Source organism: Acinetobacter sp. GXMZU3951 (genome assembly GCF_054457875.1).
Map to the genome: position 1 here is coordinate 1 of NZ_JBTLFO010000004.1, position 25,127 is coordinate 25,127.

At 38.4% G+C, this 25,127-nt stretch carries 27 protein-coding genes and 1 pseudogene; 14 read left to right on the forward strand and 14 right to left on the reverse strand.

The window, feature by feature from the left end; all coding sequences use genetic code 11:
* The first annotated feature begins 553 nt into the window (after nt 1-553).
* Nucleotides 554-988: a putative hemolysin gene (locus tag ACX17N_RS07810; protein WP_458891980.1), complete on the forward strand. Its 435-nt coding sequence runs from the start codon at nt 554-556 to the stop codon at nt 986-988.
* A gap of 64 nt (nt 989-1,052) precedes the next feature.
* On the opposite strand, the gene ACX17N_RS07815 is transcribed toward ACX17N_RS07810, so the two are convergent.
* Nucleotides 1,053-2,150, reverse strand: a complete 1,098-nt coding sequence (locus tag ACX17N_RS07815) for a DUF2235 domain-containing protein (protein ID WP_458891981.1) — start codon at nt 2,148-2,150, stop codon at nt 1,053-1,055.
* Between the two features lie 272 nt (nt 2,151-2,422).
* On the opposite strand from ACX17N_RS07815, the gene ACX17N_RS07820 reads away from it, so the two are divergent.
* The 4 genes from ACX17N_RS07820 to ACX17N_RS07835 all read left to right on the forward strand — a co-directional run bounded on the left by ACX17N_RS07820 (nt 2,423) and on the right by ACX17N_RS07835 (nt 6,009).
* Nucleotides 2,423-2,833: a cytochrome b gene (locus ACX17N_RS07820; RefSeq protein WP_458891982.1), complete on the forward strand. Its 411-nt coding sequence runs from the start codon at nt 2,423-2,425 to the stop codon at nt 2,831-2,833.
* A gap of 227 nt (nt 2,834-3,060) precedes the next feature.
* On the forward strand, nt 3,061-3,297 hold the full coding sequence (locus ACX17N_RS07825; protein WP_458891983.1) for a hypothetical protein: 237 nt from the start codon (nt 3,061-3,063) through the stop codon (nt 3,295-3,297).
* Between the two features lie 1,339 nt (nt 3,298-4,636).
* Entirely contained in the window at nt 4,637-5,170 is a 534-nt protein-coding gene (locus tag ACX17N_RS07830) for a hypothetical protein (protein ID WP_458891984.1), read from the forward strand.
* Nucleotides 5,171-5,538: 368 nt separating this feature from the next.
* Complete coding sequence (locus ACX17N_RS07835; protein ID WP_458891985.1) at nt 5,539-6,009, forward strand: hypothetical protein; 471 nt, start codon at nt 5,539-5,541, stop codon at nt 6,007-6,009.
* Here the strand turns inward: ACX17N_RS07835 and ACX17N_RS07840 are convergent.
* Nucleotides 6,010-6,134 (reverse strand): annotated as a pseudogene (locus ACX17N_RS07840) (tyrosine-type recombinase/integrase); the annotation flags it as partial.
* Nucleotides 6,135-6,456: 322 nt separating this feature from the next.
* On the opposite strand from ACX17N_RS07840, the gene ACX17N_RS07845 reads away from it, so the two are divergent.
* Entirely contained in the window at nt 6,457-7,629 is a 1,173-nt protein-coding gene (locus ACX17N_RS07845) for an MFS transporter (protein WP_458891986.1), read from the forward strand.
* Here ACX17N_RS07845 and ACX17N_RS07850 read toward each other — a convergent pair whose 3' ends face one another.
* Nucleotides 7,630-9,120 carry an amidase gene (locus ACX17N_RS07850; RefSeq protein ID WP_458891987.1) on the reverse strand — a complete coding sequence of 497 codons (1,491 nt, stop codon included), beginning with the start codon at nt 9,118-9,120 and terminating at the stop codon, nt 7,630-7,632.
* 39 nt (nt 9,121-9,159) lie between these two features.
* Nucleotides 9,160-10,293, reverse strand: coding sequence for a sensor domain-containing diguanylate cyclase (locus ACX17N_RS07855; protein ID WP_458891988.1), 1,134 nt, complete (start codon nt 10,291-10,293; stop codon nt 9,160-9,162).
* A gap of 543 nt (nt 10,294-10,836) precedes the next feature.
* On the opposite strand from ACX17N_RS07855, the gene ACX17N_RS07860 reads away from it, so the two are divergent.
* Nucleotides 10,837-11,316, forward strand: a complete 480-nt coding sequence (locus tag ACX17N_RS07860; RefSeq protein ID WP_458891989.1) for a hypothetical protein — start codon at nt 10,837-10,839, stop codon at nt 11,314-11,316.
* 95 nt (nt 11,317-11,411) lie between these two features.
* Here the strand turns inward: ACX17N_RS07860 and accC are convergent, their stop codons facing one another.
* From accC to ACX17N_RS07885, 5 genes are all read right to left on the reverse strand, one after another.
* Nucleotides 11,412-12,782 carry an acetyl-CoA carboxylase biotin carboxylase subunit gene (gene accC, locus ACX17N_RS07865; protein WP_458891990.1) on the reverse strand — a complete coding sequence of 457 codons (1,371 nt, stop codon included), beginning with the start codon at nt 12,780-12,782 and terminating at the stop codon, nt 11,412-11,414.
* 17 nt (nt 12,783-12,799) lie between these two features.
* A complete protein-coding gene (accB, locus tag ACX17N_RS07870) occupies nt 12,800-13,222 on the reverse strand; it encodes an acetyl-CoA carboxylase biotin carboxyl carrier protein (protein WP_016167895.1) in 423 nt (140 codons plus the stop codon).
* A gap of 22 nt (nt 13,223-13,244) precedes the next feature.
* Nucleotides 13,245-13,694 (reverse strand): type II 3-dehydroquinate dehydratase, encoded by a 450-nt coding sequence (gene aroQ, locus ACX17N_RS07875; protein WP_458891991.1) that lies wholly within the window; start codon nt 13,692-13,694, stop codon nt 13,245-13,247.
* Between the two features lie 239 nt (nt 13,695-13,933).
* Nucleotides 13,934-15,262: a Y-family DNA polymerase gene (locus ACX17N_RS07880; protein WP_458891992.1), complete on the reverse strand. Its 1,329-nt coding sequence runs from the start codon at nt 15,260-15,262 to the stop codon at nt 13,934-13,936.
* A gap of 9 nt (nt 15,263-15,271) precedes the next feature.
* Entirely contained in the window at nt 15,272-15,868 is a 597-nt protein-coding gene (locus ACX17N_RS07885) for a LexA family protein (RefSeq protein ID WP_458891993.1), read from the reverse strand.
* Between the two features lie 141 nt (nt 15,869-16,009).
* On the opposite strand from ACX17N_RS07885, the gene ACX17N_RS07890 reads away from it, so the two are divergent.
* Entirely contained in the window at nt 16,010-16,354 is a 345-nt protein-coding gene (locus ACX17N_RS07890) for an immunity protein Imm33 domain-containing protein (protein WP_458891994.1), read from the forward strand.
* A gap of 268 nt (nt 16,355-16,622) precedes the next feature.
* Entirely contained in the window at nt 16,623-17,111 is a 489-nt protein-coding gene (locus tag ACX17N_RS07895) for a winged helix-turn-helix transcriptional regulator (protein ID WP_458891995.1), read from the forward strand.
* A gap of 10 nt (nt 17,112-17,121) precedes the next feature.
* Here ACX17N_RS07895 and ACX17N_RS07900 read toward each other — a convergent pair whose 3' ends face one another.
* The 4 genes from ACX17N_RS07900 to tusD are packed head-to-tail and all read right to left on the reverse strand — an operon-like array spanning nt 17,122 to nt 18,517.
* Nucleotides 17,122-17,433: a TusE/DsrC/DsvC family sulfur relay protein gene (locus ACX17N_RS07900; protein WP_458892234.1), complete on the reverse strand. Its 312-nt coding sequence runs from the start codon at nt 17,431-17,433 to the stop codon at nt 17,122-17,124.
* 19 nt (nt 17,434-17,452) lie between these two features.
* The gene (locus ACX17N_RS07905) at nt 17,453-17,737 is read right to left on the reverse strand and encodes a DsrH/TusB family sulfur metabolism protein (protein WP_458891996.1); all 285 of its coding nucleotides are present in this window, start codon (nt 17,735-17,737) and stop codon (nt 17,453-17,455) included.
* Nucleotides 17,738-17,753: 16 nt separating this feature from the next.
* Nucleotides 17,754-18,104, reverse strand: a complete 351-nt coding sequence (locus tag ACX17N_RS07910; RefSeq protein WP_458891997.1) for a hypothetical protein — start codon at nt 18,102-18,104, stop codon at nt 17,754-17,756.
* Between the two features lie 44 nt (nt 18,105-18,148).
* Nucleotides 18,149-18,517: a sulfurtransferase complex subunit TusD gene (gene tusD, locus ACX17N_RS07915; protein ID WP_458891998.1), complete on the reverse strand. Its 369-nt coding sequence runs from the start codon at nt 18,515-18,517 to the stop codon at nt 18,149-18,151.
* A 71-nt stretch (nt 18,518-18,588) separates the two neighbouring features.
* On the opposite strand from tusD, the gene galE reads away from it, so the two are divergent.
* The 4 genes from galE to ACX17N_RS07935 all read left to right on the forward strand — a co-directional run bounded on the left by galE (nt 18,589) and on the right by ACX17N_RS07935 (nt 22,579).
* Nucleotides 18,589-19,593: a UDP-glucose 4-epimerase GalE gene (galE, locus tag ACX17N_RS07920; RefSeq protein WP_458891999.1), complete on the forward strand. Its 1,005-nt coding sequence runs from the start codon at nt 18,589-18,591 to the stop codon at nt 19,591-19,593.
* A gap of 123 nt (nt 19,594-19,716) precedes the next feature.
* A complete protein-coding gene (gene fumC, locus ACX17N_RS07925) occupies nt 19,717-21,111 on the forward strand; it encodes a class II fumarate hydratase (protein WP_458892000.1) in 1,395 nt (464 codons plus the stop codon).
* 91 nt (nt 21,112-21,202) lie between these two features.
* A complete protein-coding gene (locus tag ACX17N_RS07930) occupies nt 21,203-21,694 on the forward strand; it encodes a hypothetical protein (protein WP_458892002.1) in 492 nt (163 codons plus the stop codon).
* A 282-nt stretch (nt 21,695-21,976) separates the two neighbouring features.
* Complete coding sequence (locus ACX17N_RS07935) at nt 21,977-22,579, forward strand: nitroreductase family protein (RefSeq protein WP_458892003.1); 603 nt, start codon at nt 21,977-21,979, stop codon at nt 22,577-22,579.
* A gap of 273 nt (nt 22,580-22,852) precedes the next feature.
* Here ACX17N_RS07935 and ACX17N_RS07940 read toward each other — a convergent pair whose 3' ends face one another.
* Nucleotides 22,853-23,770 carry a LysR family transcriptional regulator gene (locus tag ACX17N_RS07940; protein WP_458892004.1) on the reverse strand — a complete coding sequence of 306 codons (918 nt, stop codon included), beginning with the start codon at nt 23,768-23,770 and terminating at the stop codon, nt 22,853-22,855.
* 92 nt (nt 23,771-23,862) lie between these two features.
* Between ACX17N_RS07940 and ACX17N_RS07945 the strand changes: the two genes are divergently transcribed.
* Complete coding sequence (locus ACX17N_RS07945) at nt 23,863-25,101, forward strand: acyl-CoA dehydrogenase family protein (RefSeq protein ID WP_458892005.1); 1,239 nt, start codon at nt 23,863-23,865, stop codon at nt 25,099-25,101.
* Nucleotides 25,102-25,127: the final 26 nt, after the last annotated feature.

Consider the following 25,127-nt stretch of genomic DNA (forward strand, 5'->3'; position numbering starts at 1 on the left):
TGAAACCTCTTAGCGCTGATGGTAGTGTGGGGTTACCCATGTGAGAGTAAGTCATCGCCAGCTCATTAATTCTAAACACCCCCTGTTAATCAACAGGGGGTGTTTTTTTATGTGCGGAAATAGTAATAATATTTGAGAAAACAGCTAAAACTTAAAGTGTAATGGGTTCTTTATATACGAGCACCGCTGTCAAGATTGGAATTGCAAAAGTAGGGATTAATAATACAATCCAGTATTCAACATGATGGCTGAAGCTGGTGAAATTGGAAAATATTAATCCTAGAATGAGCACAAAGGCAATGCAACTTGCAAACAGCAAAAAGAATTTTTTAAGCATTTGAGACTCCTATAAAAGAATATCTTGGACAATATATTGAGGATACTCTAATCTAAAACTTCAGCATAGACGTATTGAACTTAAAATAGATGATTTTGAAAATGAATTTAGGGCTTAATTTAGTGTGTAAGTTGAATATAATGCTTTTATGTAATCTTTATTCCAAAAATAAAATTAATTTGTTACTTTTAATATTTAATACAATGTTATAACGCCATGAATAAAATATTAATTTCTCTACTATTGATATTACCCATGACTGCCTGTAATTCTATGAAAGAGAATCAGTTTGCTTCAACAAAGCTTGCAATTGCTAATCCAGCCAGTGAATATTGTATTTCTCAAGGTGGAAAATTGATTATAAAAAATGAAAAGAATGGACAAGTTGGATACTGTAATTTACCCAATGGGGATGAAATAGAAGAGTGGGAATATTATCGAGACAATCATTCGCTATGTATAGCTGAAAAAGCTGCAACCTTGATCGGACAGAAGGGACTAACTGAACAGCAAATTCAACAAATTTCTCAAGCTAAAGTTGTGAGAAGTGTAACTAGTGGGCAAGCAGTAACAATGGACTATAGGGAAGATCGAGTGACCATAACGCTTGATCCCGTGAATCATACTATTATCCATGCAAACTGTGGCTAGACTATTCGCTATTCAATAATATATGTGGCCTTAAAGTACTTGAGGCCATCTTTTGGAAAAATATTTAGATTGAATAATCTTGGGGGAGTTGATTTGCCGATATTAAAGTTCGTGGTCTATATCTCTCATCGGCTAAATATAATTTATAGACACTCTCATCAATAGTGATGTTAACGGCCAAATCATTTTTATAGTCCAAATTATATTTTCTATAGAAACGCCCATCTCCATGGTTGAGTAAGTCTTTTAACAAAGCATAAATGTTATGTAAGAAGATTTGATAAGAATCTGTCGGTAAGTTTTTCCAAGCATTTGGAGAAGCTTTAAAATCAGAAACTTTAAGACCTGCGGTTTTAGCTTTGCTAATCATCCACTCGAGAGTAATGTCTGCTAAGGGGTCTGCTTCATAGCCACCACCAATATTAGCATGCGATCCAATAAACCAGCGTTGCTCAACTTCAATCTGTTCAGGTTTTTTCTGTCCGTTTGGAAAAGTCCAAAGTGTGACATCATAAACTTCACGATTTTCATCTAATGCAATAGCGTGATAGGCACGTTTTACAATTTTAGATAGTTGAGTATCATGCCAAGTGAGTTTATGGCGGTTAGTCTGATTAGTGCTAGGAATCCCGAGTACCCCAACAGTATCCCAAACACCTAGAAAATGAATATCTACTTCACGGCTGTATTTACGTCTAAAAGTTTTGGCTAAAGCATCGTCAGGGCCAATACTTTTATTCCGATATAATTTTTCTGCTTCTCTTAAAAGACGTTTGGTTGAGGTATGTAAAAGTCTACATTTTCGGATTAATCCAGCTAAACTTCTAGCGGTGTAGGCACCACGGCTAAATCCAAATATCCAGATTTCGTCTTCTTCACAGTATCTTTTGATAAGCCATTCATAACCATCAATTAAATTTTTGGATAAACCTATACCCGCGATTCCACCTACGATTTTCTCAAATGGTCGAGTGCCAACGCCTGGGTTATAAAAAAATCGTTGTTGGATATCGCCATCGTAGTCATGAAGTAAACTCGATAGCCGATAGCCGATAGCCGATAGCCGATAGCCGATAGCCGATAGCCGATAGACATTAGTATTTTCGATGGCATCATCCCAAGTGCCATCAAAAAAAAGAATTAATCTTTTTTTCTGGTGCATGGTTATGAACTTAGGGCTTTTTTTATAAGATAAAATGATTTATGACTGTTGTATATTTTTTAATTGATTGTTTTTGTACGAGATGTGGGGTTGCTTAAATAACCATGTAATAGCTTGAAATTTAAGTTAAAAATATTTTTTGTGAGGTATGTTAAAGGTTTAGATGAGCAGTTGAGAAAAGATTGCAATTTGATATTTAATTTACAAAGATGACTGATGAACTGTATGCTATTTACTGATAATAAATAAATTAAACCTAGTAGGGGGTAAGGATGGTGAATCATTATCCTAAACCAATGATTGTTGTGCATTGGTTAACTTTATTGTTTGTTGTAGCAGCTTACTTAAGCAGTGGTAATCCCTTAAAAACAGGACTTCAAGGTCAGATTCATGTGATCACTGGTATGAGTGTATTTATTCTTTTTCTGATAAGAATACTATTTTTATTTCACTATCGTGGTCAGCTGCCACAGAATGTAATCATCAACAGAACACAAGAAATATTATTTAAAATTGTACGATTGCTTTTGTATGTTTCTCTATTTGCTGTACCGCTATTGGGGTGGTTAGCTTTATCAAGTCTCACGGATCACTTTCGATTATTGGGTTTTAATTTAATGCTATTTTCTTCAGTGTCACAAAATGAGTTTTTTGGGACGGTACATCAGTTTCTCAGTTTCTAGGAAATCTTTTTATTTCATTAGTAGGATTACATACAGGCGTTGCTTTAATCCATCATTTTTATCTAAAAGACAATGTATTAAAAAGTATATTATTTAGTAGAGATAAGCGAAAATGGTGATTATTAATTGAATGAGTAAGGTAAGTAGACTGCACTTAAAGACTGATAATGCTGTAAAATCGGGTAATACTATAAAATATTTATTCAACAATAAAAAGGATCGAGCTTGTGACTGATTTAACTCTAGAATTCCTAGATCAGACCCTAGATAAATATGAGGCAAAAGGTAAAAAAATTAAGAAAATACGCATAGGTTACGAACTTTATGCAAAATTTATGGAAGATTTAAAATTTTCAGAAGACATCTTAAATTCATCTCTAGATCCAGATAAACGGAGTTATCGTGATGTAAAAGTTAAAATTACCCATGATGATTTTGAATTGACTTTTTTATTAAAAAATTGATTTAGCTTAATATTATATTATTTGTTTGAGCTAAAGATATGGCAAAAATGTGGGTCGAATATTCTGAATAATTTTTAATCCTTATGCTAATTTTTATTGTGCTTTATTTTACAAAAAAGTTACATAATGACAATTTCTTTGATAATAAATCATAGTAGAATAATCAACATTAAATATTCTCCATTTTAACTAGTCCTCTAGTTACCAGCCTGCTTCTTCCCCAAGTTGCAGGTTTTTTTTTATGAAGTTTACTTAAATAATTAATCTACTTATGATTTTAAGAAAGACTATTTCAAGTTCTATAGAGTAAATTAAGTTAGAAGTTGTGCTAATGACACCAAGTGTAACTGTTATGAATGATAAGGATTGATTTCAATATCGAGATCCTGGTGCAGTAAGAATGATATGAATCCCGCGTCTATTATATTTTGATTTCAAGCATAGATTTTCATGACATAGCCTACTAATATAGTTGGCTTAACAGATGTTTGTGGTGCTTGGATGCTAGTTAGGATCAATGACGTAATCGTCAATACGGATTTAATTCAATATATGGAAATTAAAAATGAACCTCCTTTTGCTATTGTGATTCATTTTAATGTTGGTAGTGTTAAGCGATTGAAATTTAAAAACTTGGCTGATCAAAATAAGTTTTTGCAAGAGATCTGCTTAGAACAGGAATGTTGTTAATTGGCTTGATTTCATCAACCACCTTCGGGTGGTTATTTTTTAGTATAAATTATAAAACACATAGTTTGATTGTTTTGATGAAGTTCAGGTCATTGATAATTTATGCATATAATGACGAAAAATAATATCGATTCGCTGGCTCATTTTTATAGCTTAAATCTTCATCACTTGGTATTTGGCTGATTGCTAGCATCTTCAATATTTAGAATAATTTTCGCGTATTTTGAGTTATGTCTAATATAGAAAACAATTTTATTTCTTAAATAAATTTGAAAAATATATAAAGAGAAAAGCATGAGATTGACTAAAAATCACTTTTTATATTCTCCTCGCTATTTATGATGTCTACTTTTTCTGTTGCTGCGGATGGAAGTATGAATGAATTCTGTAATAATACATCATTCTCATCCACAGATATTCAGGGTAATCCTGATCTTCTGCAACTTTCTTGTATAGAAAAATTTTAAATTTTTGTACAAATAAGGCCTCTACAAACTGAAGGCAATCAGAGTGAAAGTGTGCATTGGTACACATTTCCTGAATTAATTTATAAAAAAACATCCTTATTTCATAAAAATGACACATTAGGCAATAGATATCAAAAAAATGCTGATTAATATAGCTTTTTTAAAATATTGGGGATTATATTATGCATAAAAAACTTTTTTTATTTTTCTTTATTCTAATGTCCAGCAGTGTAAACACTACCTATGCTGAAGATAAAATTTCTAGTTTAATTTTAAAAGTTAACAGCAAATCGAAAAATAATGAGGAAATCGACTTATTAGAGAATAAATTGCTCGGACGCGCTAGCTGGAAAATAAAATGTCAATATAAAGTATTTGAAGACATCAAAGCCTGTGTGATGAGTAAAGGTCCTATTTCTGTTTTGCGTGTTAATCAACAATATATCGTAAATATTGGTGAAAAGCATTTAAAAGACAATCCTGCTTTTATTCATGTAGATCAGCAAGAAATTCTCAAAGAGCGTGAAGGATTATTTAGAAATGGTTCTGAACTGATTAAACAATTTAAACGGGGAAATTTTGCTTTTACACGTTTCCAGAATAATAAAAAACAAGTTATTGAGAATAAAGTTTCATTGGATGGCTTTACTGATGCATTTAACGATATGGAAGCTCAATTTTCAAAACTAGGCAATGATAAAAATTATAGTTTCTAATTAGCGAGCTACGGAATATCTATGTAATATTTTATGCCACTGGATATTCTGTAGTGCTTTAACTTTGTACTCGGCACAAAACAATATAATTAGTCTTTAAGCCGAATGACTAAGCTATCTATTTGGAGAATGGCTCACCCTAATGGATAGTGTGAATAGCCACCAAAATTTTAGACACACATAGCTCGTTTGAAATGCAATCTAAGCTCAAATGAGCGATTGAGACTGATCTAAATTCTACTACTTATTCCATTTTACGGAGTATCTATGAATTATTGAATTACACTAGATATTCCGTAGAGCCTCTTTTATTGTATTTTTAGTGATAAAATTGAGATCAACCCACAATTTCATGCAAAGAGCAGACAATGTGGTTATTACTCTTTTTTTTGTTCATCATAGCCATTACTTTTTTTGTGATGGTTAACTCAAGCGAAAACTTCAAGTTATCAGGCAAATTCAAGCATATTAAAAAAAACAAATTCCAGCATGAAATCCTGAATGGTGAACCCTATCAAGGGGCTTTTATTGAAATAATTGGTCCTAAGCTAGGTGATTCTGTAGAAAAAGAAGTTACAGCATTTTTAGTAAGAGATTTTAGTAATAAAGATGATAAATGCCGAGTAATGGTTCTAGTGAATGACTTGAGGCTAGGCTATCTTTCTGAAGACGATGCAGTTAAATTTACTAAATTATTAAAATTAAATAATCTATCCAAAGACTCGGGTATCAATGTGCAGGCTTTAATATACGGTGATTGGTCCAAGGAGGGTTTGCATGAAAATTTTAAAATTGACCTTAATATTTCCAAAGACCTATCTGATTCTGAAATTGAATAATTATGTTGTAAGTGATTTTAATTTTTCTATCCACTTGGCATAAGCTTCAGTTTGCTGCGGAATATGCTCATAGTAATTGTACGTGCCTTGCTCGGCTGCATCACATGACCAATCATCAGCTTCGCTCTCAGCTCATAACCGTATAGTTTTTGTTCAAACCCAACGACCAGACTGTCTCTTTATAGAATGGTTCAGCATTTTTGATCGTGTGTTTGATGTAGAAGCAGAGCCATTTTTTCATTTTTCCCATCTCCTCTATGGAGACCCACATCTAAAGTGATAAAATATGCCATATTTTCACAGTATACAAATTTTGAAATAATTTTCTTAAACAAGATTTGTATACTATTTTGTATACCGTTTAACTGCTAATTGAGCATTTCAGGTACACACGGATACAACTTTTAAAAATGTTAAGTTATTGTAATTGCTAGAGAAAACCACCTGATGCTAACCCTTCCAATGACAACTAAACTCGGTGGTTTCTACTTCTTCTATTATTGTATTGTTGGGACATTCATGCCGTATTGGAGCTTGTATCTCGAAGATCAAGGTTTCAATTATCAAGAAATTGGCATTTTATCCTCGATTGCGATTATAACGCGTTTTTTTGCCCCATTTATATGGGGATGGATTGCTGATAAGTCTGGTAAGCGCATGTTGTTGGTGCGAATCGCAACATGGATGGAAGCATGTATTTGGTTTTTAATTTTTATTATCCCGAACAGTTTCCAATCCATTGCTTTTTTGATGCTGATCTTCAGTTTTTTTCAAAACGCAATTTTGGCTCAATTTGAAGGGGTAACACTATTTTGGTTAGGCGAGCAAAGGACTGAACTTTACGGAAAAGTCCGAAAATGGGGCTCTATAGGCTTTATTGTTGGGGTATTTTGTATTGGCGCAGTATTAGAGATCATCCCAATTTCGATGTTGCCTGTAATGTTGCTTGCGATCTCATTTTTAGCATTTCTTTGGTCTTTCTCTATTCAAGAACCTTCTACAGCACCAAAATCACAAAAAAATCTTGATCCATTGTGGCCAGTATTATGTAGACCGGTTGTGGCAACATTTTTTGTCATTGAATTTATTATGTTGTTTTCACATGCGCCATTTTATAGTTTTTATAGCAATTATTTACAGCAAACAGGCTATAGCACCACAGAAATTGGTTTTTTGTGGTCCGTGGGGGTCATTGCTGAAATCATTATGTTCGCGTTTGCGAATCGATTTTTGCAACGTTATTCATGGCGTTGGTTGATTAGTGTTTGTCTTGTATTTACAGGGCTGCGTTGGATGATAGTCGGCATTTTCCCTAGCAATTTTTTAATCCAAGTTTTTGCACAGATGACCCACGCGCTGAGTTTTGGGTTATTTCATATGTTGGCCATGCGGATCATTTTTGAAAATTTTCTAGTGGGGCAGCAAGGGCGTGGTCAAGCGCTTTACAGTACCATGTGGGGACTGGGTGTAGCATTAGGTAGCTTACTGGCTGGAAAATATTGGACTACGCTTACAGGGCAGCATATTTTTATTATTGCAGGACTTTCTGCATTTCTTGGCTTACTCTTTGTTGCAGGAATTCCCAACAAAATACAGAAAGTCGACCTTAACAATCGTTAGTTAAAGTTTTATTTCACTGTATTTGCTCATCCATGGTTGTTCATTTTCCAATTGCTGTGCAAGTTGTAATAAACGATCCTCTCTAGCGAATGGTGCAACAAATTGTGAACCTAAAGGTAGATTGTTTTTACTCCAGTAAAGTGGAACAGACATTGCAGGCAAGCCTGTGATGTTGGCTAACTGGGTAAAAGGCACCCATTGCAGATTTTCTTGGATGACTTTTTCAATCAGTTTTCCTTCAGCCAGCCGATGAGCTTGCCCAATCTTCAGTAAACTTTTAAGCAGTTGTTTTTGCCATGTAGGTGTTTTCACTTCACCATTTTTGGGGGATGTAGAGGCGGTCGAAGGTATTAAATAGAGATCATACTGCTCAAAGAATTGATTCATTTGGCTTGCATAGATGCCCCAATTATTTAAATTATGAATATATTGTAGTGCTGAGGTTTTCTCACCAAAAGCCGATAAGGCAAGGGAATCAAGTTCAAAATCTTGATCTTGGGCATTAAGCTTCAGGCGAGTTTCTTGCAGGGTATGCGCGAACTGGCTAAACCATGTCGTAATAAAATCTTTAGCCAAAGCCATACCGTCAATGTTCGGTTGAGCCTCAACCACAGTATGTCCTAAAGATTCTAAAAGTTTAGCCGTTTGCAGAATAGCAGCTTCCGCATCGGCAGATACTTTGGTTCCGATAGGCGATTTAGTGCTGTACGCTATTTTCATAGCTTTAGGTGGGTGTTGAATTATTTCTAAATAGCTGCTTTGCGGGGCTTCGATGGTGAATAATGAATGGCGTTCTGGACCATGTGTGGCATCTAGCATCGCAGCACTATCTCGAACAGATTTGCTCAGAACATGTTGCATAGCAGCACCATGCATTGCTTCACTCAAATGTGGTCCCCATGGGGTTCGTCCACGGCTAGGTTTTAGACCAAACAAACCACAATAAGAAGCTGGAATGCGAATGGAACCACCGCCATCTCCTGCACCTGCAATTGGTACAATCCCTGCTGCTATAGCAGAGGCTGAACCACCCGAGGAGCCACCGCTGTTGTGTTTCAAATTCCATGGGTTACGACAAGTTCCCCATGCTTCAGGTTCAGTCACGCCTTTAATTCCAAACTCAGGGGTATTGGTTCTGCCAAAAGTAACAATGCCTGCATTTTCCCAACGGTCGACGATTTCTGAATTGGACTGTGCAATATAATTTGCTCTCTTATAGGCCTTGCTGCCAAAAGTGCTAGGATACCCTTTGAATTCCTGAAATAGATCTTTCACTAAAAAAGGTACGCCAGCGAAAGCACCTTGCAGTACTTGTTGAGAACGTTGCTGCGCATACTCATGCATAGGAATTGTGATGGCATTAAGTCTCGGATTGACTTCGGCAGCTCTTAGCATCGCAGTTAAAAGTAGCTCATGCGGGTGGACTTCTTTTTTCGAGACAAGTTGGGCAAGCCCTAAACCATCATATTGTGCATATTCAGAATATTTCATTATTGTTTTTGTCCTTTGATAAAACGAGTGGGGTGTTTCTTAAGTTGAAATAATAATTTGATTCCTGCCTTGCGCTTTAGCACTATAAAGGGCTTGATCGGCTTGAACAATCAGTTGTTGTAATGTTGCGCTTAACGGTAAGGCTTGATGTGCGATGCCGATGCTGACAGTAATCTGAATTTTAAGATGATCTTCTATGTTTAACACCGCAGTTTCAATTGCATGATGAATGCGCTCTGCAAGTTGTATGGTTTCAGTCAGTGAGTTATTTAAACTAAAAACAGTAAATTCCTCTCCACCTACACGTGAAAATAAATCATTTGGTCCTATTTTGCATCTCACGATTCTGGAAAATTGTTGTAGCACTAAATCTCCGACATGATGTCCATAGCGATCATTCATTTGCTTAAAATGATCCAAGTCAATCATTAAAATAGAGACCGATCTATGCTCGGGTTGCTCAATAAGTAATTGGCTTTGTTCTAGAAAATAACGTCGATTCAATGTGTTGGTCAAGCTATCATGATTGGCATAATGCAGTACCTGATGAAACAGTTTTTGCCGATTTTGACTAATCACACATAAAATTAGCGGGGCAATGCCCAGCATACATAAGCCAATACGTATGGAGATTGTTGTAGCCAAATACGCATCTGAAGAGGAGGATAAGTAAAAATAGGTCAGGCTATGGTAGGTCACCAGACAGACAATACTGTTAATTAAAGCAACGCTAAATAAGCGATAGCTGAGTGCCGCCCAAATCAGTGCCGCTAAAGGGTAAAGCAGCGCTCCCGGCCCAAAGAAAATATGTGTAAATGCTACTGAAATGACAATTGCAATAAAAGGCAGCACATCATTGGTTTTTAGAGGTCGAGTAAATAATTCAAACAACCATTGTTGACGGTCAGCTTTTTTGGGAAAGGTCAGAATAAGTGGTAAAAATGTAATAAAGTTGACAATCTCTCCAGTCCACCACATGCCAAATTCAGTCCAGAATCGTTCGGGAGGCATAAAACTGTTCGGTACTTGAGTAATGGTTTGAACGGCAAAAGTAGCACTTAGTAAGCAGCCCCCTAAGGCACACATCGCAAATAGGTATAGAAAACTAAAACCGTGATTGTAGTTGCGGATATTCACTTTAAAGAGTGAAAGCAGAATTAGGGGGACAGACACGCTGATTAAATTTGAAAGGGTCAGGTAAATTGTGATTTCGGGGGAATTCCCAGTAAGCAAATCGGCAAGAATATATGCCGTAATAGCACCGCACCAACCCCCTAGATTATTCAGTTTAGGGAATCGTAAAAACAGGCCCAGTAAAACTGGATTAGCCGGCCAAAGAATTGCTAGAAATGTTAGAGGACGAGTAAAAATGCCAATTAGGCAGCACGTAAAAACTACCATCGCAATGATCGAAAATGCGTAGGATTGCTGCGTCAGTGAAGAATTAAAAAACCGTTTGATTTGCGCTTGCAAATGATCATCCCTAATCAAGATAATGCTTCTCTATAAGTAGAGAAAATAAAAGATTTTTATGCTGCTTTTGGCACTCAAAGCAGACTGAGGCTATATTATAGAATGTGTATAATAAATCGCTATCAAAAGATGATAGAAGTACAAATTTTTAAACAAATAGATTGTTGTGAAATGGTTATAAGTGATGGTTTTGCATAAAAATATGGTAACTTAATTGCAGTAGTGCAATGGCTGATTAATTATATGAAAAAAGCATATCTTACAGTGTTCTTAATGTTATGTTCGACAATGAGCATGGCGAATGAAAGTTCTACTGCAACACAAAATGCTCAAGATGCGGCAGATCGCACTGCAAATACGATTCGTATTATGACGCGACCTGAAATTGTAGGTTTATGGGGAATGGAAATTCCAAATAATAAAAAATGTATCGAATACTATAATTTTAAAAGTAATAACGATGTGTTTATTAAAAGTGGTCAGGAATGGTCTACGGGAGTCTATGACTATCAAGCATCTAAAGACGCGACTGCTCAATTACCTGTTTTGATGTTGCAAGTAAAGTACGACAATAACGAAAAAGATTGTTCAGGTTATCAGCAAGATCAGTCTGGCGAAATTTCTCAGTATTTTGTGCAGTGGAAAAATCCTACCACGATTAATTTCTGCAATAACGATAAAGCAGGTAAGTGCTTTGCAACTTTGCGTAGAGTCTTGCCTTAATCTTTAATGTGATCAGTGAAGTTTCAGATTTCCCGATCAGATAAGAAAAAAGCCAGTCATTTGACTGGCTTTTTGCATAGATCACGAAGCTTTTATTAAGAAGCTTCTTTCTCTGCTTGACCTTCAAGCTGCTTCAACAAGTGCTTTTCTAGATAGTGAATATCCATGGCATGTTTGCAGAAGTTTTTATCTTTTAGAATCAAATCTTTATGCAAAGGAATGTTGGTTTTAATTCCTGTCAAAATCATTTCATCTAAAGCTTGGCGCATACGGGCAATACAGGTTTCACGGTCTTTACCATGTGCAATGAGTTTCGCAATCATTGAGTCATAGTAAGGAGGAATGCTGTAGCCTTGATAAATATGCGAGTCTAAGCGAATACCTGCACCACCTGGAGCATAGAAATGCTCAATCTTACCTGGAGATGGCATGAAGGTAGATGGGTCTTCGGCATTAATACGACATTCCATCGCATGGCCTTTACACTCTACATCTTCCTGAGCAATTTCAAGTCCAAGACCTGCGGCAATACGTAATTGCTGCTCAATAATGTCAACACCAGTTACCATTTCAGTGACCGGGTGTTCAACCTGAACACGGGTATTCATCTCAATAAAGAAGAATTCACCATCTTCAAATAAGAACTCAAAAGTACCCGCACCACGATACTGCATTAATTTACAAGCATTTACACATGCTTCTAAAATGTCTGCACGAGCTTGTTCTGGCAAGTTAGGAGCAGGAGCTTCTTCGAGTACTTTCTGGTGACGACGTTGTAAAGAACAGTCACGGTCAAATAAGTGAATTGCATGACCATTACCATCACCAAGTACTTGGATTTCGACGTGACGTGGCTTTTGTAGGAAGCGTTCCATGTAGACGGTGTCATCACCGAACCACATTTCTGCATCACGTTGAGCTGCTTGAACTGATTCAAGCAAAGTATCAACACGTTCTACAATACGCATACCACGACCACCACCACCAGAAGCAGCTTTTACAATCAGTGGGAAACCGATTTCTTTCGCTTCAGCGAGGGCGTTTTGTGGTGTTACTGCATTTGCAGAACCTGGTACTGTTGGTACGCCAGCTTTACGCATCGCTGTAATCGCAGAAACTTTATTCCCCATCAGGCGAATATGTTCAGGACGTGGACCAATAAAGATAAAACCAGAGGTTTCTACAATTTCAGCAAACTCAGCATTTTCAGATAAGAAGCCATAACCTGGATGGATGGCATCTGCACCTGTAATTTCTGCAGCAGTAATAATTGCAGGAATATTTAAATAGCTCTCGCTACTCGCTCCTGGGCCAATGCAGACCGCTTCATCACAAAAACGTAAATGCATTAGGTCTTTGTCGGCATCAGAATAGATACCAACCGTTTTGATTCCTAAAGTTTTGCAAGCACGGGTGATACGTAAAGCGATTTCACCCCGGTTTGCAATTAGAACTTTTTGCAACATTGTGAGTCCCCGTGGTGTTATGCGCGATAGCGGAATAAAGGTTGACCGAATTGGATCACTTCACCGTTTTTCACAAGAATTTCTTCAATCACGCCGCTTTGAGTTGCCTCAATTGGGTTCATGATTTTCATTGCTTCGATGATACCTAGTGTTTCACCAGCAGTTACAGTTTGACCTACTTTAATAAATGGTGCTTCGCCTGGGCTTGGAGCAGCATAGAACACACCAACCATTGGTGAAGTTTCAACAGCACCACGTGGAGACGATTTTGGTGCAGATGGAATTTCTGCTGATGGAGCTGGCATTGCCGCAATTCCTGCAGCAACGACTGGACTGCGACGAGTCAATGCAATCGATTGATCACCTTCTTTAACTTCGATCGCTTGTAAGTCAGATTCAATCATCAAATCGATGAGTTTCTTGATTTTACGAATATCCATGAGACAGTATTCCTGATTATGATTACTTAGATGGTTGAATTTTTTCGAGGGCGTAATCGAGTGCAGCGGCATAGCCTTTTGCACCCAAACCGCAAATTACGCCTACGGCTTTATCGGAAAGATAAGAGTGATGTCTAAATGCTTCACGGGCATGAACATTCGACAAATGCACTTCAATAAAAGGTATTGCTACGCCAAGAAGGGCATCCCGCACTGCTACTGAGGTATGCGTGAGTGCAGCAGGATTAATAATAATAAATTGAACGCCGTCTTGTTGTGCTTGATGAATTCTGTCGACAATTGCACCTTCCCAGTTACTTTGAAAAGTTTCAAGAGAGGTTGATGCTTTTTGCGCTTGAGAGATGAGCTGCTGATTGATATCCTCTAGGGTGAGGTAGCCGTATACTTCAGGTTCTCGCTTTCCTAGTAAATTTAAATTCGGTCCATGAATGACCAAAATGGTCGAACTCATTCAGCGTGCTCCAATTTTTAAGTTTGCAATAATACTTTGCAAGATCACAGCAAAGTTTGCTTATTATGGCATAATTTCCTACAAGTCTTTTGTTTTTTTCTTTGAATTGTCGTAGAAATCTTGTGCCAGAACTTGGGTCATATATTGAGAACTTTGCTGACAATTGGCAATGTTAAAAAATGACAAAATTTATGGTTCGTTCGCTTTTTTCTTTTAGGGCTTGAATTGACCAAAACAGTTCATTTGTAAGAGATTTGACTGAATACAGAATCATCAACCGTCAACATTTCATTCCAACAAGTGGTGTAGCGTGGCGAACGATGCAGTTGCTTCATCTTCCAACTTGTACTGCTGGAATGATAACCAATTTGTACGCAATCGGAACCGTAGCGCTGTTTCATTTTGTATAAAGTCTTCATTAAAGTTTCACGTTGTTGAATCAACGCTAAAGGTTGCCATAGATCATCGATATGCTGACTTTTAGGATGCAAGGCTGAAAACATTAAGGCAACTTTTACATACTTATTATTTTCTTTAAATAAAACATCAATTTGCTGTAGCGCAGCCTTGTTGAGAATCAGGATGTCATCCGTAGCATATTCCAGACCAATGGCGTGAGAATGGCTTTTTTTATACGGTGATTGTGGGATTTTCTCATACAATGAAACATGAATGCAGGCGCAAAGTTGTTGTTGTTCAGTTAGGCGCTTATGTGCACGATTTATGTGAAAAATGACCGCTTGTTTGATGATCTCTTTTTGTGACAGGGCTTTTGCAAAACTTCGTGAAGAAAGAATATTTTTAGCGGGTAATTTGGGGTCATCTAACGCAATGCAGGATTGACCTTTTAGCTCACGAATTGTGCGTGCGATCAGCACGGAAAACTCTTTGCAGAGGTAGTGCTCATTGGCAAAAGTTAAGTCAAAGCTATTATGAATGGCATAATGTTGTAATTTTTTACTTATTTTTCGCCCAATGCCCCAAACTTCTTCTACTGGCGTCTCTAAAAGCAGGCTTTCGAAACTGCACAAGTCGAGTTTGGGTAAATAACATACTTGATTAAAGCCTTTTCTTTTTTTTGCAAAATGATTGGCCAGCTTTGCCTGAGTCTTAGAATAGCCTATGCCAATACAACAAGGTAAACCGATCCATTGTGCAATGGTGTCGACCAGTGTACGACAGTACTGTTCAAGATCAAAAAGCGATTCATAACTGGTAAGTCGGATGAAGCATTCGTCAATCGAATACGGTTCGAGGTCGTGCTCATTGAAATGCTCAGCCAAAATGGCAAAAAATCGGCGTGACATATCCGCATACAGGGGATAGTTACTGGAAAGTACCTGTACGCCCGCTTGAATCGCTTCTCGTTCAATTTCGTACCATGGCACAGCCATGGAAATATTTAAGGCTTTGGCTTCATTACTGCGTGAAATGACACAACCATCGTTGTTACTCAGCACAACTACAGGCTTATCATTTAGTTTGGGGTTAAATACACGCTCGCAACTGACATAACAATTATTAATGTCAATCAGCGCGTATAATTCTTGATGGTAGAGCTTATCCATAAGCGTGACTTATTTGAGTTTCTTTAAAATACAGGTCACAACGCCCCAGACCACAATATCTTCTTCACTATGCGGATAGATATCGGGGTAATCTGGATTTTCCGCTTTTAGCCAGACTTTAAAACCATGCTTTGCCTGTTTTTCTTGCATAAAGCGTTTTACCGTGAATTCATTATTGATCAGGGCTAAAACAATATCGCCATGCTCTGCATGTAAACTACGGTCAATTAGAATTTGATCACCAGTTTCAATCCCTGCATTTTTCATGGACAGAGAATTCACTCTTAATATAAAAGTGCTGACAGGATTACGTACCAGATACTTATTTAAATCAATATAGTCTTCAATATAGTCTTGTGCAGGCGAGGGAAAACCTGCTGCGACAGATTCCAAGGGATATGGAAGTTTTAATTCCGTCTGCAAATGAATAGAGCTAAGTTCTATATCTGCTTGGCGGTCATCTTTAGGAACGGGTTTTAACCATTCTTTAATGGCAATGACTTTAGACTCAGGCACGCGCATGACCACAGTTTTCTCTGGGTAGTGTGCCTTGCGCCCAGCATTAGTACGTTTGCCACCATGTGTGGTCTTAATGGATGAGCTCATAATTCACCTTGATAAAGTTACATAATCAAGATTAGCAGAAGACAGTCAATGACAACAGTATATTTTGTGTAGGGATGACTTGAGACAAAGGGCACTTGGTTCTAAACTGCGGAACATCAATCATTGCATTTGGTATCCACTATGGATATGGACTTAATCACTGAACAAAAACTGGTGTGTGAAGAATATGGCTCAAAGTATCTTGCTGTAAATGATGAGGATATGATTGCGGTAGCGGTTGATTCATTAAAGCAGGATCCTATTGTTGGAATTCGTAATCAACCTGAAGCTGGGGATGAGGTTTCTTGGTTCATTTATGCGGGTGAGCATGATGATCGAGAAGATTTTTTCCAAACGGTTGCTGTAAAAGATTTGCATAAACTGTTACCTGAGGTTCTACCGTATTTAGCACTTGATCATGGCTATCGCTTTATGATTGATCGTGAAGAATATGAAGATGTGTGGAAAGAAGGAGATGAAATTTAAGCACTTGCTCCACATTGACTGGAAATGACATGAAAATGACGGGAAATGATAAGTTGCTTAACAGCACAATAGCTGTGTTGAAGGGGAGCAATCTCTTTTAATCAGGCAACTTTTCCCTAGTTGCTGTTTTATCCCTTGATTAGCCACGTGAATAACGTGGCTTTTTTTATCTGCCTTTTATGGAGCACTGAGCAATCAGTGCCGCCGATGTTGTCAAAACTATAACAATCCGATACTTTTAAGAAGACTGGATGAAATGACGATATGTATGAAATGGGATGAGATAGGCGAGCAGCCATGTTCAATTGCAAGAGCTTTATCCATAGTAGGAGATCGTTGGACACTCCTGGTTTTGCGCAATGCATTTATGGGAATGAAACGCTTTGATGATTTTCAGCAGCAGTTGGGCGTTACTCGGCATGTCTTGGCAGATCGTTTAAAACGTCTGGTCGAACATGAAATTTTAGAGAAAAGACCTTATATCGAGCGCCAGCAGCGTTTTGAATATTGCTTAACTGAAAAAGGCTTAGAGCTCTATCCTGTGCTCATGAGTATGGTCACTTGGGCGGACAAATGGATGGATGATGGCTCTGGCAAACCGATGCAATTGCTGCATAAACCGTGTGGTCAAGTGTTTACTGCGGTAATGGTGTGTTCGGAATGCGGTGAACCCCTTCATGCACGTCAGGTAAAACCTGTTTTCCGACAGCATCCATTTCATACTGAAATGAAGCCTGCTGAACAGCAGCAGGCTTAATGCAGCCAATTTATAAACAGTTGGCGGGTTTAGGAATACCAGCCAAACGGCTCAAATGACGTGCAACCAGTCCAGTGTTAAACTTTTCTTGTAAGAGCGCATTATTAATGTCTGGGTTCACGCTTTTCATTAAAAACTTAATCAGCGGACGTGTTGCAGGTGAATGCCCAAATTGCTGATAAAACTGACGTACAGCCTGTAAAACAGTGAAATGCCAATCCGTCAACTCTAGCTCCAAGCTATTCGCTAATTCTTGTGCTACTTCAGGTGTCCAGATGGTGTAGTCGACCAAGTGACCGTCTTGGTCAAGCTCTAGATTCATCATGTTATGTTCAAACCTATTATTTAATGGTCATACAGCGTGTATGTGCCAAGCAGATCTCGGCAAATTGAGGATAAGAAATTACTTGTACGTGTTGTGGGGCAACAGAGCCTAACAAGGCAGCATCGGGATCTAGGACAAATAACTGTTCAGCCTGTTGTAAGGCAGGGTGATGTGCATGTAAAACCGCATCTCCCATAAGTACGATATGCGCATTGCTTTGTAGCAGTGCTTGTAACTGATCCAGCTTTGCGGCAGTCGATGAATAATCGGATTGAATCAAATAAAGTGTAGAAGTCTGCATAAAAAACATTCATCCGTTACCAATATAAAACGTGATCAAAGCCTTGTAAAAGCTGGGCATTCAGCTCGACAAATTCGATTTCTTGCGCGGCTTGGACCACAAAAGGATGGTCTTGATTCACACTTTCGACCAAAACTGGGGTTAAATCGTAAAATTCAAAACTATCCACCATGTTTGAGCCCAGTTTAAAAGCATGTTTCATCGCATCAAACTGCTGCTCAGACTGTAATAAACTGAGCGCAGCATTCACGAGTAATACCTTGACTTCACAACCGAATGTCGCTAAAACCATAGTCGCAGCAAGGCTTTCATGCACTTGTAAGCTGGTTAGGTTGGCTTGGGTTAATATCACGAGTACAGTTTTCACACAATTTACCTTTTAAATGCAACAAATTCGCCAAAAATAACCACTTAAAATTGAATTAGACGTTCAGTGGATTGTACGGCATCGGCAAGCTCACCTAAACCGACCAATTCAAAGCCATGCGCTAAGTTATGTTGGTCAATATTGTGTCTTTTTGCATTTTCTTCATCTGTGATGCCCCTTGCCAAAGCTGCACTTACACATACAGGTAAGCGTATATCGAGCTTTTGCCATTCATTCATGAGATTACGTTGGTCATCAGGCACCCATTGCAGGGCGTTTGCCACCGTAACCCCATCTTGATAAAAGAAAACCCGAAACGGTTGCTGTTGTGTATGTAACGCTTGTGCAAGCCCGAGTGCATGCCAAGCATAAATGGAAGTAGGAGCAGAGGTAATTAACAGTAATGTACTCATGGAATTCACTTAAAGGCTGTACCAATCAAAATTTGGAACGTCCAGACTTCATAAGAAAAAGGTAGTATACAATGATTTTAGTAACTGGTGGATTAGGCTTTATAGGCTCTCATGTCGCTCTTAGCTTAATGGCTCAGGGGCAAGAAGTCATTATTGTAGATAATTTGTCCAATGCCAATCTACAGACCTTGGAAAGACTGGAATACATCTCTGGCATGTATGTTCCGTTTGCGAAGCTAGATATTCGCAACACGCCTGCTTTGAATAAGGTCTTTGAGCAATATACTGTGAATGCAGTCGTCCATGCGGCGGGTTTTAAATCTCTGCAAGAGTCTGTATTAAAGCCGCTAGAGTATTACAACGACAATGTCAGTTGTATTATGAGTTTAATGCGTGCCATGCAACGTACCGGTGTACGACATTTGGTGCATTTATCCAGTTTGGCGGTATATGGTGAATCAAGTTTAGATCTGCAAGAAGACCAGCCGTTTAACTATGCATATCCAAATCCGTATATTAAGTCTCAACAAATGATTGAGGAAATTATACGAGATACCTTCAAAACCGACGAGGAATGGAATATCGCCATTTTAAGACTGGGCAACATTGTCGGTGCATTTGAACACGGTATTTTGGGTGAATTCGTTCAACCTTTACCTAAGAACATTGTACCTTTGGCAATGCAAGTTGCCTCGGGTCAGCGTGAGTATATTGATCTGCACAAAAATGCCAAGACGGATGATGGGACAGTAGAACGTAGTTTTGTGCATGTGCTGGATAGCTGTGATGCTGTAATTGCCGCTTTAAAATGGTTGTTTAATCAGCAGCATAGTTGTGAAGCATTTAATATTGCGGGTAGTCACTATTCAATCCAAACCGTATTGCAGCAGATTGCACAAGTCACAGGTACTCAAATTAAGACCGTTGATACCAACTATACCATTGCGCAAGAGCTTGATCAGGTTGGTGCAAGTGCAACCAAAGCGGAACAGTTGCTGGGATGGAAAGCGAAACGTAGTCTGACTCAAATGCTGGAAGATGAATGGCGGTTCTATCAACAGTCGCTTCGAACGTAAAGCAGAACACTAATAGTAAACGATAATTATTATCGTTTACTATTTTAAAAGAATAAACTAGAATAAAATTATTATTCAATACATGAATAAGTATAACGATCATAGAGAAAGAATGAGGTAGACATGCAAACACGTATTGAACATGACACCATGGGTGAAGTCGAAGTTCCTGCAGAAGCAATGTGGGGCGCGCAAACCCAACGTAGTCTACAGAATTTTAAAATTGGTGGTGAGCGTTTACCTCGTGCAATGATCCGTGCCATGGGACTTGTGAAAAAGGCGGCAGCGCAGACCAATGCGGATTTAAATCAAATTCCACAAGAATTAGCACATTATATTGTTGATGCTGCCGAAGAAGTGATTCAGGGGCAATGGGACAGTCAATTTCCATTGGTTGTTTGGCAAACGGGTTCAGGCACCCAAAGTAACATGAACTGCAATGAGGTCATTGCCAACATTGCCAATCAAAAACTAGGTAATCCACTGGGTGCACAAAAGCCAGTCCATCCGAATGACCACGTGAATCGTGCGCAATCGACCAATGATTCGTTTCCAACAGCAATTCATGTTGCGGCAAGTCTGCAAATGAATGAGTTGCTGATTCCTGCGGTGACTCAGCTTCGAAATACCTTAGATGCGAAGGCACAAGAATTTAGTGATATTGTGAAAATTGGGCGTACACATTTACAAGATGCGACGCCGTTAACCCTTGGACAAGAGTTTAGTGGGTATGTTGCCCAACTTGATCATGGTTTAAAGCGCTTACATCAGGCACTTTCGGGCTTGTATGAGCTGCCTTTGGGAGGAACTGCTGTAGGGACAGGATTAAATGCCCATCCTGATTATGCGGAAAAAGCTGCCGAGCAATTATCTCGGTTAACGGGTTTGCCGTTTATTACAGCACCAAATAAATTTGAAGCTTTAGCAGGACGTGATGCCGCAGTTTTTGCTTCGGGTGCATTAAAAACGCTGGCTGCCAGTCTCAATAAAATTGCCAATGATATTCGCTGGTTGGCCAGTGGCCCTCGTTGCGGATTTGGTGAAATCCGTATTCCAGAAAATGAACCTGGTTCTAGCATTATGCCGGGTAAAGTGAATCCGACGCAGAGTGAGGCAATGACCATGGTTGTTGCACAGGTATTGGGTAACGACACCACCATTAATGTGGCAGGTGCTTCGGGTAACTTTGAACTGAATGTGTTTATGCCAGTGATTGCATATAACTTATTACAGTCGATTCAATTATTAGGAGATGCATGTAACAGCTTTAATGATCATTGCGCAGTAGGAATTGAGCCTAATCGCGAGAAAATCGATTACTTCCTACATAATTCACTTATGCTGGTCACAGCGTTGAATCCAGTGATTGGCTATGAAAATGCCGCTAAAGTCGCTAAAACAGCGTACAAGGAAGGTAAAACCTTGAAACAAGTGGCCGTCGAGTTGCAATTGGTGACAGAAGAGCAGTTTGATGCAGTGGTTCGACCAGAGAATATGGTTTCTCCGAACGTAAAATAAGCTTCTGTAAAACGAAACATGATCAGCGGTTTTTATCTGCCGCATAAGTGCGTACAATATGCAGTTAGATTTTTACCGCTGATGATGACCTATGCTTGATATATTTTTGACAGATGTTCAGAAACGTGTGCAATTTAAGGATTACCCAGGTGAGCATCCTGTTAAATTTATTCTAAACTTCAAGAAAATTTTCCCGAGTGTGATGGAGCTTTTATTGCCTGTCCTGCCTGAAAATGAAAATTTAGAAGAAATGACATGGGAATCAACCACTCAAGATTTTGAACTGTTTAAATTATTATTAGGTGGTTGGGGTGTGATTGAATTACGCTTAACGGCTTTAGCAAAATTTAAAGATAGAAAGTTTGCCGATGAGCTGGTCAAGCGTGCACAACAAAAGCGCAAATTAGATGCTGAAAAGCATGCAAAGTTGAAAACAGTCGAGTTAGATTATTTGTTCATGCACGAAATTCATGCACTGATTGATGCGGAATTGGTGGAATTGGGCGAGAAGTTCTACTTGCCAACATTACGTGAACAATGGAAAGTACATCTTTCAAATGCCGTATTACAGGCAAATTTATAATTTAGACCAATCACAGATGTGATGAATTAGACCCTTGAGTGAACGCACTCAAGGGTTTTTTGTGTCCTATGAGTCTGAAACTTAAAGAAAATTACCAAGACACGAAGAGAAAGTGAAATACGACAATATGTTTTTTACCAAATATAAAAAATATAGATATGAAATTTATAAATTTTTATAAGTGATTTGGAATTAAATTTGCATAATGTAGTCCATCACAGCGTAGATGAATACAAGTCATGGATTCATCAAATCTAGGTATATTGAAATAAGGATTGACTGATGGCTAACGAATTTCTCAATTTGATTGAACAGCGCCGTACCATTTATGCATTGGCGAGAAAAGTGGAACAAACGCCTGAATATTTAACCGATCTGATTCAAAACAGCATTCGTGAAAGTCCATCCTCATTTAATTCGCAGTCTTCACGTGCGGTTATTTTGTTTCATGCTGAACATGAAAAATTTTGGAATTTCGTTAAACAAGAGTTGCAGTCTTATGCAGCAGATGAAACTGCGGAAGCAAAAACAGCAAGTAAAATGGATAGTTTCGCTGCTGGCATGGGCACCATTTTATTTTTTGAAGATATGAATGTAGTTGAAGACTTACAAAACCGTTTTGCTTTATATGCTGAAAACTTTCCAATTTGGGCGGAACATTCTACCGCTATGGCACAGTTTGCAGTCTGGACAGCATTACACACAGAGGGGCTAGGGGCTTCCTTGCAGCATTACAATCCGATTGTAGATGAGCAAGTCCATGGAGAATGGAATATACCTCAGAACTGGAAATTACGTGCCCAATTGGTTTTTGGTTCAGTTGCAGGGGAAGCAAAAGAGAAAACTTATATTGATAATTCGGAACGTTTTAAAGTGTTCTTATAGTTTTAGTCATTTAAATTTAGTGCTGCGCTAGGGTTTAGCCGAAGTCCTTGAACATGCTAAATAACAATGAGACTGTACCATACTTATTTTTAAAGCTAATGAGGCAAAAGTTAAGCTTAATCTTCAACTTAATCATGAGCTTAAAAAATTAAAGACAGCATCTGCACATGCAAAAAAGTGATTTACAGAACAGTAAATCACTTTTTTACTCTCAGTGAGATTATCTAACGATCTATCAAAATAGCCTAAGCAGATTGTATACTACTAAATAGCCTAAGCAAAAATTGAAATAATTTGCTCCCGCAAAAAAACATGCCTTAAATTTTCATCTACATCTTTATGCCAAAACATACCCATTTTCATATCTGGTAAATCAACAGGCACAGCAAAAATATTAAGTGCATTAGACACTAACAAATGCGACAAGATCGTTTCTGGCATAGTTAAAATCGCTTTTGAATCTTGATCCAGAATTTGTAAAGCAGTGGAGTAATGCTGACAGCGTAAAAAGATATTTCGACTTAATTGTTGACGTTGTAAGTAAATATCCTCGATTAATAAACCGGTACGGCGCGAAGAAACCCCTATATGTGGTGATGAAAAATAAATGGCTTCATTCATTTGAGTTTGCTGAGTACAGGCAACAAATTGGTCATGAACTAAAGGATAGAACTGGATTTTTTCACCGAAGTTTTGTTCTAAATCCATCACAAAATCAATTTGCTGGGCAGCTAAATCTGCCACGACAGTTTTACGGTCTAATTTAATGCTACTAAATTGGATATCTAAATTAAGATTTTGAAAATGTTGCAGAATACGAGGGAATATAATCGGTTCAATTTCATCATGCACGGCAATTTTAAGTGATTGAATCATGCTTGGCTCAAAACTTTGTTTTTGTAAAGAAATGCTTTGAAGGGCTTTCAGTGCCTTTTTAATGGTTGGGTAACATTGCTCAGCAAAAGGAGTTGGCAGCATTTTGGTGCCAGCTCGAATAAACAGAGGATCTTGGAGTTGATGACGCAGCCGTTGTAGAGCATGACTGGCAGCTGATTGTGTGATATTCAGAATTTGAGCAGCTTTCGATATGCTGCTTTGTTCAAAAATAGCCACAAACAAAGGGTAGAGATTAATATCGATATGATAAAAGGCGGCCAAATCCATATCGACCATATTATGAATTTTGTTCATGCTGATGTATTGAATTAAATCATTTGGTTCATATTAGTTTTCAGGCTAATGTACTGTAAAGTGAAAAAAGACAAAATTTACAGGATGACAAAATGTTTGAACTTTCAGCACGTGCCAAAGACTATATTGAACGCACTAAAGCCTTTATAAACCATGAAATTGAGCCAGTTGAAACGGAATTCTGGAATGAAGTTCATCATTTAAACCCGAATGGTGATTGGACGACCTGGCAATGGCCCGCACAATTAGAACAATTAAAATCCAAAGCTAAAGAGGCGGGGTTATGGAACATGTTTTTGCCTGATCCTGAATTGGGTGCAGGGCTTTCTGTCCAAGAATACGCACATATTGCCGAATTAACTGGCCGTAGCCTGATTGCTCCCACCGTTTTTAATTGTAATGCGCCAGATAGTGGCAACATGGAAGTGTTATGGCGCTATGGAAATGAGGCTCAAAAGCAACAATGGTTGATGCCATTACTTGAAGGCAAAATTCGTTCGGTGTTCTGTATGACAGAACCCGCTGTTGCTTCAAGTGATGCCACCAATATGCAGGCAACTGCGGTGGTAGATGGTGATGAAATTGTATTGAATGGACGTAAATGGTGGTCATCAGGTTTAGGTGATCCAAATGCCAAAATCATTATTTTTATGGCGCATACACCAGATGACAGCAAAGATCGTCATCATCAACATTCTATGGTTTTGGTTCCGATTGATGCCAAGGGTGTCACCATTGAACGGATGTTACCGGTCTTTGGTGATTATGATGCACCTCATGGTCATGGTGAAATTAGTTTTGATAATGTTCGTGTACCCGTGGCTAACTTTATTGGTGGTGCAGGTCAGGGCTTTGAAATTGCACAAGGTCGTCTTGGCCCAGGGCGAATTCATCACTGCATGCGTTGTATCGGTGCAGCGGAAAAATCTTTAGAGTTAATGATTGACCGAGGCATGAGCCGAACCGCTTTTGGTAAAGAAATTTTAAAACTGGGTGGAAATTTGGAGCGTGTCGCGGAAGCCCGTGTTGCCATTGACCAAGCCCGTTTATTGACGTTGTATGCGGCATATAAGATGGACACCTTAGGCAATATGGCTGCACTGACCGAAATTTCAGCCATTAAAGTCGTCGCTCCAAGCGTACTGGAGAAAGTTGTCGATATGGCAATTCAAATCCATGGTGGTGCGGGTGTTTCTAGAGATACGCCGTTAACGGGCTTTTTTGCTCAAGCCCGCAGTTTACGTTTAGCTGATGGTCCAGATGAAGTTCATAAAGGCATGATTGCAAAACTTGAACTGAAAAAACGTGGATACGGCGCGCGTAAAAAATAAAGCTGTGGTAAAAGTAAGTTAAGCAC